Here is a 12,318-nt window from a genome sequence, read left to right on the forward strand (position 1 = left end):
GGTTGCTCGAGTTATCGGGCAACCTTTTTTCTGTTATGGATATACACACCTTTCTGACGTGGTTCGCCTTGTAGCTGGCGCCCTTGCAGGTCGTACCAACGATTATCAGTATCCGTTACCTCGATAATCGGTTGGATGCCCGATGTACCCTTCATAAAGTCGAATGATACCGTACCATCATCAGCAATACGGATATTGGTAATAGCCTTCGACATCAGCAGGGCACCTTCAGCATTCTTATTATGCACGGTAGATGCAGGTGTACTGCTATCATTCAGCACATCGTTTATCAACTGCGTTTCGGGATTGGTATAAGGATAAGTCGAGGTACTCAGGTATCTGTTACGCAACCAGTCGTCCATCGTATATTTCCCCAAATCCTTGCCATTATTCTTGGGATCCCAAGTCAGGTAATCCTTACCATCCGCATGGAACAAATCGTAACGGAAAAGGGTATCAGCGATATTTACTTCATTTAAATGCCACCTTTCCTGATCGTAATCTACATGAAAAATTGCTAAGCCATTGCCAGGAATACCATAATCCCACTTAGTTTGTCTTCGATTCTCCAGCAGATAGTACTCGTTTGTGCAGCCAGAGTTACGAATTAAATAGGTTGTCCCTCCCTCACTTACAGGCTTCATTTCTGTGATAGTAGTGGGTTCTGTCAGTTCGGTAGGTGTACCCCACCCCAAGAGCATTTTCTCCAAGATCGATAAGTTGGGTGGGCACCAACCCTTGTTGGTGTAGTTTCCCCCATCCATCAGGTCCCACTCATCCACCACCGAGAAATAACTTGAACTACTAGTAGGGTAGATATCAGGCAACCCTAAGCAATGGGCAAACTCGTGGCAAATGGTACCAATACCACATAGTGTCTTGTCTCTCCACAGTTCACAAGTTATACAGGTATTCACCATTTCCTTTTTTCCTGGGGCATTAAAAGTAGTATAATCTGTGTTAGGCCAAATGTAACCCGAAGCCTGGTTTCCGCAAAGACCAGCTGCCACAAACAGCATCTGTTCAACCACACCATCTCCATTCCAATCGTAAACAGAGAAGTCTTGAGTGGTCAAGGTATCCAATGCCGCCAAAGCCTCTTCCATAGCATTAAAGCCATAGTTATTATAAGAACCTTTTGCACTCATGCTGACCTTAATAGGGCCATAGATGTCAAACTGCAAGTTAAAAAGTCCACCTGACTGATCGCGAAAATAATCAGCCACTGAGCCTAAACCATAACCCTCGTTATAGCCATTCTCATTAAACAAACGCTGGTAATAGGCGGCAGGATTCTCCATCGAAAAATCGCAATCGGCAAAGGTTATCAGCACCACAGCCTGACGATACACTTTCTGCGGATCCCAATCTTGAACGGGAAAACTAAGCACCCCGCGGGTCTTAGCTTTATCAGTGGGGATATTTAGTACACAAGGCTTTCGCTCTTGTGCGCTGGTGGCAACCGCCACCAGCAACACAAATGCGAACAGTATTATTTTGCGCAAGGTGTCCATGGCTTCAGGGTCTTGAAGAAGTCATTACCCTTATCGTCAACCAGGATGAATGCGGGGAAGTCCTCAACCTCAATCTTCCATACAGCCTCCATACCCAGCTCTGGGTACTCTACGCACTCAATGCTCTTGATAGAGCTCTTAGAGAGAACAGCGGCTACACCACCGATGGTTCCGAGGTAGAAACCACCATGCTTCTTACAAGCCTCGGTAACAACATCAGAACGGTTACCCTTGGCAATCATCACGAGCGATGCACCATTAGCCTGGAACTCATCAACGTATGGGTCCATACGGTTAGCGGTGGTTGGGCCCATCGATCCACAAGGATAGCCCTCTGGAGTCTTAGCAGGACCTGCATACAGTACAGGATACTTTTTGAAGTACTCAGGCATTCCCTCACCAGCATCCAGACGAGCCTTCAGTTTAGCGTGAGCGATATCACGAGCCACAATGATGGTACCCTTCAGGTTTACACGGGTGCTTACAGGATACTTAGAGAGCTCAGCACGTACAGCATCGATACCCTCGTTCAGGTCGATCTCGATACCCTTGCCGCCCTCACCTGGCTTGCGCAGCTCCTCAGGAATCAGCTCTGTTGGGTTAGAGTCCATCTTCTCCAACCAGATACCATCGGCATTAATCTTAGCCTTGATATTACGGTCAGCCGAACAAGATACACCCATACCGATAGGACAGCTGGCACCATGACGAGGCAGACGGATTACGCGGATATCGTGAGCCAGGTACTTACCACCGAACTGGGCACCCAGACCAATCTTCTGAGCCTCCTTAATCAGCTTCTGCTCCAGGTCGATATCACGGAAAGCACGACCAGTCTCATCACCTGTTGTGGGCAGACCATCGTAGAACTTGATAGAAGCCAGCTTCACTGTCAGCAGGTTCTTCTCGGCTGATGTACCACCAATTACGAATGCAATGTGGTATGGAGGACATGCAGCTGTACCCAGACTCTTCATCTTCTCAACCAGGAATGGGATAAGTGTACCCTCGTTCTGGATAGTAGCCTTGGTCATGGGATAGAAGTAGGTCTTATTGGCAGAGCCACCACCCTTAGCAACCATCACAAACTTATACTCAGCACCCTCGGTAGCCTCGATATCAATCTGTGCAGGCAGGTTGCAACGAGTGTTCACCTCGTCGTACATGTTCAGAGGAGCATTCTGCGAGTAGCGCAGGTTGTCCTGAGTAAAGGTATTGAACACACCACGGCTCAGAGCCTCTTCATCCTCGAAACCTGTCCATATCTGCTGTCCCTTCTCACCATGGATGATGGCAGTACCTGTATCCTGACAGAAAGGCAGGATACCCTTGCAAGCCACCTCGGCATTGCGCAGGAACTGCAGGGCTACATACTTATCATTCTCAGAGGCCTCGGGATCGGTCAGGATCTTAGCCACCTGTTCGTTATGTTCGCGACGCAGCATAAACTCCACATCGTGGAATGCCTGCTGGGCCAAGAGAGTGAGGGCTTCTTTGCTAACCTTCACGATCTGCTTTCCTTCAAACTCGGCGGTTGTTACGCCTTCCTTCGACAACAGACGATATTCCGTCTTGTCCTCGCCCACCTGGAACATGGGCGCATACTTAAATTCAACTGTCTTAGCCATAATCGTATTTGTTTAATCAACGTTTAATGTTTAATCTTTCATGTTTAATATCCAAAAACTTCTTCGGTAGTCAGTCTCTTCACAGGACCGATCTTCTCGAGTGTCTTCATGTCGAGTTCCTTTTCATCGCCTAAGATGATATAGCGACATGGCTTGTTGGCCATCTGCTGCTTCTCAAAGTTCACAATATCCTGCAGGGTTACCTTATCCAGGTTCTTGTAGATAATCTCATCCAGACTGCAGTCGAGACCCAGGCGCAGAGCACTCAGATAGGCATTAAAGATACCAATCTTGGTAGTACGGTTGCTGGCCATCTGCTTGGTAACAGCATCCTTGGCAATCTTAAAGGCTGCCTCGCTAGCAGGCATATTGTTCAGAATCTCGTTAAAGTGTGCAATACAATCGCTCATCTTATCGTTCTGGGTGATGATATGAGTCATAAAGAACTCCTTACGATCCTTCCAGCTGGGCTGAGCATAGTAAGCGTAGGCATTGTAAGCCAGACCTCGAGCCTCGCGCATCTCCTGGAATACGATACCGTTCATACCGCCACCATAGTACTCGTTGAATACCTCCTGTACAGCAGCCTCATCAGGATTCCAGCTACGACCCTCATTGTGGTACATACGCATGTAGATGTTCTTGGCATCGTAAGGTGCAATCAGAACTTCGTTCTGGGTAGCAGGTGCATTCAGGTATGGCTTGTTCTCTGGGATAGCAGCCAACTTCTTGGCTATGCGGTGAGCCTTAGCAATAGCAGCAACAGCCTCCTTCTCGCTCATCGGACCAAAGTAAACCACCTTATGGGTGTAGTTGCTCAAGCCCTTCAGCAGATCAACAAATACCTGTGGATCGGTATCTTTCAACTCCTGCTCGCTAACCAGGTCGCGATAAGCATTACGCTCGCCAACGGTAGCATAGCTATACAGGTGTGAGAAATAGGCACCCTGACTCTTCTTGGTATCGTTACGACGCTTCAAAGTCAGATTTACCATCTGATCGTAAGCGGCCTTATCTACCTTGGCATTCTTAAACAGGTCCTCGAGCAGAGCCAGTGCTGCAGGCATATTCTCGTTCAAACCCGACAGGTTAACGGTGATATTCTCAGTACCTACATTCATCGACCAGTCGCAAGCCAGCTCATAGAACTTCTGCTTCAACTCAGCGGCACTCTGCTTGTCGGTACCAAGCAGCTTAATATAATCAGCCACTACATCGTAGCGCTTATCAGCACTCTGACCAAACTCGTAGAAGAATACCAGATTGAACAAACCGTTATCGTTATTCTTCACGTAGTAGAAAGGCAGACTCTTACCCAGCTTAGCGATGGTCAGATCCTTCTTAAAGTCAACAAATCGTGGCTGGATGGGCTCTACCTCAGCATTCTGTACATCCTTCACAAACTGACTCATCATGTCGCGGTTGGTAGGGATGGCGGTGATGGCAGGCTTATCAATCTTCTTCTGCAGGCTGTCAACACCCTGCTTCTTGAATACGGTTACATATCCATCGGTAAAGAACTTGTTGGCAAAGTCAACCAGTTCCTGCTTGGTAATCTTCGAAATACGGTCGATACTCTCAACCTCCTGTTTCCAGTCAACCTCGTTGATAAAGGCATCCACGAACATATCTGCTCTACCCTCGTTGCTCTCCAGACGCTGATAGTAGCTACGCTTCTTGTTGTTAATAATGCTGGGCAACAGGTTCTCGGGGAAGTCGCCCTTCTTCAGCTTGTCAATCTCAGCCAGCATCAAGCTACGAACCTCTTCCAGGCTCTGACCCTGCTTTGGGGTACCCATCAGGAAGAAAGCGCTATGGTCTCTCAACAGTTCGCAACCACCATTGGCGCTCTGCACCTTCATGGTCTGGTTCAAATCCAGGTCGAACAGTCCGGCACGACCGTTGCTCAGTACATCCTCCATCAGCTGCAAGGTATCAGCCTGCAGGGCATTGGCCTGCTTGGCACGCCAAGCCATCCATACACGCTCGGCCTCTGGACCTACGATGGTAGTATCCTTGGGCTGCGTAAGAGCTGGCAGTGGTGCAAAGGTTGGCTGCTTTACATCAGCACCTGGCTTCCAACTGCTGAAGTACTTATCGATGATAGCGATGGTCTTATCAGGATCAAAATCACCAGCCATACAGATTGCCACATTATTGGGGCGATACCACTTGTTGAAGTAGTTCTTGATATTGGTGATTGATGGGTTCTTCAGGTGCTCCTGGGTACCGATGGTGGTCTGTGTGCCATAAGGATGGTTAGGCCACAACAACTTGCTCAGGGTAGCGAACAGCTTACGACTGTCGCTGGTCAGTCCGATGTTATACTCCTCGTACACAGCCTCCAGCTCAGTGTGGAAACCACGAATCACCATATTCTGGAAACGATCGGCCTGGATCTTTGCCCAGTTATCAATCTCGTTCGATGGGATATTCTCGGTATAGCAAGTCACATCGTTCGAAGTGTAGGCGTTGGTACCCTCAGCACCAATAGCAGCCATCAGCTTGTCGTACTCGTTAGGAATAAAGTACTTGGCAGCAACCTGACTCACTGAGTCGATCTCGTGATATGCCTTTTTACGAGCCTCAGGATCGGTGAGCTTACGATAAGCCTCGTAGCGCTGCTCAATCTCAGCCAGCAATGGGGCCTCAGCCTCTGGGTTGCTAGTACCAAACTGCTTGGTGCCCTTAAACATCAGGTGCTCCAGATAGTGAGCCAATCCTGTGGTTTCGGCAGGGTCGTTCTTTGAGCCTGTACGTACGGCTATATAAGTCTGGATACGTGGTTTCTCTGTGTTCACACTCAGGAACACCTTCAGGCCGTTATCCAATGTGTACATACGGGTTTGCATCTTGTCGCCGGGAACGGTGACGTACTTGAAATCCTTAGCCTGGACACTCATTCCAAGTGCCATGGCTGCGATAGTCAGTAAAAATTTAGTTTTCATTAATAATAATAAATTGATAATAATAATTATTTCAGCCGCAAAGGTAGGTATTATTTGCGACATTTGCAAATAAAAAGGAGCATTTCTTAATAAAAAAATGCTCCTTGATATTATTTAATAATCATTCCGCCATTCGGCTGAATAACGACTTTTATCTTTCCCTTCTTATCTTTCTGCAAGGCTGTCTGTACTGGCTGCTTCTGCTTATCGTCAACAAGCAGTTTAGTCAGGTCACCAAATGCCTTCAAATCAAGAGTCAGTGCGAGTGGTTCTTTCTGGGCATTCAAACCAGCGATGTACCACTTGCCATTAGTGGCTTTACGTGCCATCACCACATACTTGCCGGGATAGCCATCAATAAAGCGTGTCTCCTCCCAAGTGGTGGGCAACTCGCGCAAAAAGTCCATCTCAAACTGTGGCAGTTCCTGCAGGTTGTTAGGCTGCATGGCTACACACTGTACCGAGGTCTGCATGGTAATTCCCGAAGCCAGTTCGAAGATATCGGTAGTCTTGCGTGAGTGGCGACTCTTGTTATCTGTCGACATGAACTTGTTCATGATAATACCACCCCAGTCCATCGAGGCCGTAGCATTACGACAGAAGGGATGCAACGTAAGGTCGAAGCCCTCGCTGATGGTAGCGCCCTCGCCAAAGAACAGGTTCTCCGAAGCCAACACAGCCTCCGAAGCCACAAAGTTAGGATACATGCGCTCCCAGCCACGAGGCACGGTGCAACCATGGAACACCACCTGCAAACCATGACGATTGGCATCGCTCAGGATATCCTCATACAGCTGCATGGTCTGCTGCTTGTCGCCACCAAAGAAATCTACCTTGATACCCTTCACACCAATGCTCTCCAACCAGCTCATCTCCTTTTCACGGGCAATGGCGGTGTTCATACAGTTGCGTGGGGTTTGTGGGGCATCGTTCCAGAAACCATTACTGTTATACCACATCAGCAGGTGTACACCCTTGCTCTGGGCATATTTCGAGAGTTCGGCAATACGCTCACGACCGATATTCTGGTCCCACCAGTTATCCACCAGACAGTACTCAAAGCCCATGGCCGAAGCCAGATCGATAAAGCGTACCTGATCATCGTAGTTAATCGAGTTGTCCTGACCAATCAGCCAGCTCCAGGTATAGCGACCAGGCTTGTAATCAGTCGAGGCCTGATAGCGGGGCTCTACCACATCATAGCTGATGGTTGTTTCCATAATTGGCTTCAAGGTGCTGCCCAAGGTAATGGTGCGCCATGGTGTTTCGCCTGGCAGGGGAATAGCGGCAAAGTCGTTACCAAAGCCGTTGTTCTCGCCCTTATCGGGATATGCCACGGTATAGCCACTACCTGCCTGATAATCACTCAGATGACTACCACAATAGCCACTAGTAACCCCCGTCTCGCTCACCAGTGCCCAACCAGTAGGCAGATGGAACAACGCAGGGAAGATGTAGCCATGACCATACTGCGAAACCTTATCCATGGGTGCATCGTTAGAGTAGCCCTCCTCGTACGAAGGTTTGGTCTGCTCCCAACCAGTTTCCGGGCCAATCTGTGGTGAGATAAAGGTGGTGGTACCCTCAGGGAAGTTAAAGCCACTCACCTCTGAGAGAATACGCACACGCTTGTACTCACGGCGACGGATAGTCTGTCGTGGCATCTGGTAGCGGTAGGCGATATCATTGTCAGATACCTGAAACAGGATGCTGAACTTTACACCATCCTTGTTCTGAAGATTGATGGTCAAGGCATTGGCCTTATAATCCACCTTCGAGGCCTTGGTGCCACGCATCGAGTAGCTATTAGCTACAGTTGACAATTGAGAATTTACAATTGACAATTCCTTAGTCAGGTCGCCCAGACTGGTTTGCAAACCCAAGGCCGATGGTGCCAACATCTGCTTACCATCAAGGGTAGCCGAATAACTCAGTTTTCCTTCTGCATCACTCACAGTCACCACCAAACTCCCGTTAGGTGATGAAACACGAACGTCATCAGCCCAACAAAGGACTGATGACGCCAGCATTATTGATAAAAATATTTTCTTCAAAATATTAAATGTTTAATGTTTAATATTACAAAAGCTGGTCGCTTTCGATATCCTTAAAGTACTTATAGGTGCTAACCTTCAGCTCATCAGCAGCCTCCTCATCACTTACGATGATGCCGTGCTCATGCATCTGCAGAGCCGAGATTGTCCACATGTGGTTCACAGCACCCTCAATAGCAGCCTGCATAGCGCGAGCCTTACCATGACCATTTACCAGAATCATGACCTCGCGGGCATCCATCACGGTACCAACACCTACGGTCAGAGCGTGTGCAGGTACATTCTCGGGCTTACCACCAAAGAAACGACTGTTAGCAATACGAGTGTCGGTAGTCAGAGTCTTCATACGAGTACGGCTGCGCAGTGATGAACCTGGCTCGTTAAAGGCAATATGACCATCAGGACCAATACCACCGATAAACAGGTCGATACCACCAGCCTGCTTAATCATCTCCTCGTAGTGCTTGCACTCAGCCTGCAAGTCAGCTGCATTACCATTCAGAATATGGATATTCTCCTTGGGACAGTCGATATGATCAAACAGGTTGCGGGCCATAAAAGCATGATAGCTCTCAGGATGAGCCTCGGGCAAACCAACATACTCGTCCATGTTAAAGGTAATCACATTCTTAAACGAAACCTTACCTGCACGGTTAGCCTCAACCAGTGCATTATACATTCCTACTGGCGACGAACCGGTTGGCAATCCCAGTACAAACTTGTGATCGGGAGTTGGATTGAACTCGTTGATACGCTTAATAACGTGGTTTGCGGCCCACTGTGACATTTTCTGATAGTCACTCTGAATAATCACTCTCATACGCTATTTGATTTTAGTTTATTTCTATTTCCGTGCAAAAATACAACGAAATATTCTTTTTAGGCACGGATTAACACGGATTAACACGGATTTTTTTCTGTCGCGAAGATTTTTCTATAATTTTGTGCCGAAAAATAATTGTAAAATAGAAAAATAGTAAATAGTCCATTGAAAGAGTTTGTAATATCAGAAGCAAAAGCAGAGACTGCCGTACTGGTGGGACTCATTACCAAGGAACAGAACGAGGCTAAGACCAAGGAATATCTCGACGAGCTCGAGTTCCTGGCAGATACTGCCGGTGCAGTTACCGTGAAGCGTTTCACCCAGAAAGTGGGTGGCCCCAGTCAGACCACCTATGTAGGTAGCGGTAAACTGCTCGAAATCAAAGAATATATCAAGCAATGCCAGGATGCCTACGATGAGTGGCTGGATGAGCAGGATGCCTCGCTGTTTGCCGAGGGTTTGCTCGACGAGTCGAATGCGCCACAGCCTGTAGGTATGGTCATCTTTGATGATGAGCTGAGTGCCAAGCAGATGCGTAATATCGAAAAAGAGCTACAGGTTAAGATTCTGGATCGCACCTCGCTTATTCTCGATATCTTTGCTATGCGCGCCCAGACCGCCGAGGCCAAGGCACAGGTTGAGCTGGCTCAGCATCGCTATATGCTGCCCCGCCTGCAGCGACTCTGGACCCACTTGGAGCGCCAGGGTGGTGGCTCAGGTTCAGGTGGCGGAAAAGGTTCGGTAGGACTGCGTGGACCTGGTGAAACCCAGTTGGAGATGGACCGTCGTATCATTCTGCAGCGCATCACCCTGTTGAAACAGCGCCTGGCCGAGATCGACAAACAGAAAACCACTCAGCGTAAGAACCGTGGTCGTCTGATTCGTGTGGCCCTCGTAGGTTATACCAACGTGGGTAAGAGCACCATGATGAACCTGCTGGCCAAGAGCGAGGTGTTTGCCGAGAACAAGCTCTTTGCCACACTCGATACCACCGTACGTAAGATGACCATCGATAACCTGCCTTTCCTGTTGGCCGATACCGTTGGATTCATCCGCAAACTGCCCAGCGACCTGGTTGAATCGTTCAAAAGCACCCTCGACGAGGTGCGCGAGGCCGACCTGCTGGTACACGTGGTAGATATCTCCCACCCCGACTTCGAGGATCAGATCCGTGTGGTTGAGGAAACCTTAAAGGAGTTAGGCTGTGCCGATAAACCCGCCATGCTGGTATTCAACAAGATTGATGCCTATACCTGGGTGGAGAAAGAGGAGGACGACCTGACACCTGCCACCAAGGAGAACATGACACTCGAAGATTTGGAAAAGACCTGGATGGCTCGCACAGGCGAGAACCAGCACTACCTGGAGTGCCTGTTCATCTCGGCCAAACAAAAGGATAATATTGATGCACTGCGCGACATTCTGTATAAACGAGTACGTGAGCTGCATGTGCAGAAATACCCCTATAACGACTTTTTATATCAAGATTATGAGTAATTACAGACAACTAACCCAGAACGAAATCGACGTTTTGGAGAACAACGTGTGCTGGGCTGAGGACTGGCAACGTGTTTTAGTCGACGAGAACTTTAAACCGTACAATTTCCATCGTGTGATGTTCTATGGCGACATCCGCTTAGGCGCATTCAACAAGATGGTCGAGGTAAGCAAGGGCTTTACCAAGCACTCTGGTATCAACGATGCCACCCTGCGCAATGTCACGGTAGGTAACGACTGCCTTATCGAGAAGATTGGCAACTACATCAATAACTACACCATCGGTAACGACTGTTACATATCTAATATATGTACGCTTGAGACCACCGATGACGCCACTTATGGTGAAGGTTCTGTTATCTCGGTACTCAACGAGATGGGCGATGGCAATGTAACCATCTTCCGCGAGTTGAACTCACAGTTAGCGTCGTTCATGGTGAAGCATAACAACGACAAGAACCTGAAGCAAACCCTCCAGCAGATGATCGAGGACGAGTTGCGTGTTTCGCGCCCCGATCGTGGCTATATCGGTAACAACGTAAAGATTATCAACGCCAAGGATATCACCAACACCATCATCAAAGGCGACTGCGAGATTAGTGGTGCAGCTCGCCTCTCAGAGTGTACGGTAATGAGCTCAATGGATGCCCCTGTGTTTATCGGCACAGGTGTTATCTGCGAAAATTCGATTATTTGCGATGGTTGCTCAATCAACAATTCGGTAAAAATGCAGGATTGCTTCGTAGGCGAGGCCTGTCAGATTACCAATGGCTTTACGGCCGAGGCTTCACTCTTCTTTGCCAACTCATTCATGGCCAATGGCGAGGCTTGTGCTGCTTTCTGCGGCCCGTTCTCAGCCTCTCACCATAAGAGTTCGCTGCTGATTGGTGGCGAGTTCTCGTTCTATAACGCAGGCTCTAACACCAACTTCTCAAACCACGCTTATAAGATGGGCCCCATGCACTATGGTACGCTGGAGCGCGGCACCAAGACCGCCTCGGGTGCTTACGTGCTGATGCCTGCCACTATCGGTGCTTTCTCGGTGTGCTTTGGTAAGCTGATGCACCACCCCGACACCCGCAATCTGCCATTCAGCTACCTGTTGGCTTATGGCGACGATTGCTATCTGGTGCCAGGACGTAACATCACCACCGTGGGGTTGTATCGTGATATCAAGAAATGGCCCAAGCGTGACAAGCGTTCTAAGCAGTCGCGTAAGAGTATTATCAACTTCGACTGGCTCTCACCCTTCACCGTAGGCGAGATTATGCAGGGCATCCAGATCCTGAAGGACCTGCGCCATGCTTCGGGTGATAATGTCACCACCTATAACTTCCACGAGTATGTCATCAATGCCACCTCGCTGCGTAAGGGATTAAAGTACTACGATATCGCCCTGCGTATCTATATGGGTGCCGTACTCAAACGTGCCCAGAAAGAGGGTTATATTGGCAAGCCCGTGAGCACCACTGGCCAGGGCCGCTGGATTGACATGAGCGGACTGCTACTGCCCGAGAGCGAGGAGCAGCGTTTGGTTGAGGATATCAAGAATGGCAACATCGACAATATCCACGATGTACTCGACCGCTTTGTGGAGATTAACAACAACTACAGCGATTATCGCTGGGCATGGAGCTACCAGATGATTCTGGATTACTATCAGCTCGAAGAACTCGACGAGGCCGCTTGTGAACGTATTCGTGAGGACTACGTCAGAGCCCGCCGTGCCTGGATTGCCGAGATCCGCAAGGATGCCGAAAAGGAATTCCAGATGGGCGACGTAGAACAGGACGTTTACGAAGACTTCCTCTCCAAACTCGACCACGAGATTGACTACGAGAACTAACAATAATC

General features: G+C 48.7%; 7 protein-coding genes. 2 read left to right on the plus strand and 5 right to left on the minus strand.

All coding sequences use genetic code 11. From position 1 onward, the window contains the following. Positions 1-11 precede the first annotated feature (11 nt). The 5 genes from BLR73_RS12735 to nagB all read right to left on the minus strand — a co-directional run bounded on the left by BLR73_RS12735 (position 12) and on the right by nagB (position 8,964). Positions 12-1,505 (minus strand): M6 family metalloprotease domain-containing protein, encoded by a 1,494-nt coding sequence (locus BLR73_RS12735; protein WP_176763689.1) that lies wholly within the window; start codon positions 1,503-1,505, stop codon positions 12-14. Continuing rightward, positions 1,493-3,142, minus strand: coding sequence for a fumarate hydratase (locus BLR73_RS12740; protein WP_091862608.1), 1,650 nt, complete (start codon positions 3,140-3,142; stop codon positions 1,493-1,495). Before BLR73_RS12740 ends, BLR73_RS12735 begins: the two co-directional genes overlap by 13 nt. 44 nt (positions 3,143-3,186) lie before the next feature. Continuing rightward, positions 3,187-6,090 carry a M16 family metallopeptidase gene (locus BLR73_RS12745; protein WP_091862611.1) on the minus strand — a complete coding sequence of 968 codons (2,904 nt, stop codon included), beginning with the start codon at positions 6,088-6,090 and terminating at the stop codon, positions 3,187-3,189. Between the two features lie 110 nt (positions 6,091-6,200). Then, positions 6,201-8,120: a glycoside hydrolase family 97 protein gene (locus BLR73_RS12750; RefSeq protein WP_091862614.1), complete on the minus strand. Its 1,920-nt coding sequence runs from the start codon at positions 8,118-8,120 to the stop codon at positions 6,201-6,203. Positions 8,121-8,169: 49 nt separating this feature from the next. Continuing rightward, positions 8,170-8,964 carry a glucosamine-6-phosphate deaminase gene (nagB, locus tag BLR73_RS12755; protein WP_091862617.1) on the minus strand — a complete coding sequence of 265 codons (795 nt, stop codon included), beginning with the start codon at positions 8,962-8,964 and terminating at the stop codon, positions 8,170-8,172. Positions 8,965-9,132: 168 nt separating this feature from the next. On the opposite strand from nagB, the gene hflX reads away from it, so the two are divergent. Together hflX and BLR73_RS12765 are read left to right on the plus strand one after the other, a co-directional pair. After that, complete coding sequence (gene hflX / locus BLR73_RS12760) at positions 9,133-10,464, plus strand: GTPase HflX (RefSeq protein ID WP_013063118.1); 1,332 nt, start codon at positions 9,133-9,135, stop codon at positions 10,462-10,464. Beyond that, entirely contained in the window at positions 10,457-12,310 is a 1,854-nt protein-coding gene (locus tag BLR73_RS12765) for a DUF4954 family protein (protein WP_013063857.1), read from the plus strand. Before hflX ends, BLR73_RS12765 begins: the two co-directional genes overlap by 8 nt. Positions 12,311-12,318: the final 8 nt, after the last annotated feature.

Origin of the sequence: Prevotella sp. khp1 (genome assembly GCF_900102205.1) — a bacterium.
Lineage (GTDB): Bacteria > Bacteroidota > Bacteroidia > Bacteroidales > Bacteroidaceae > Prevotella > Prevotella ruminicola.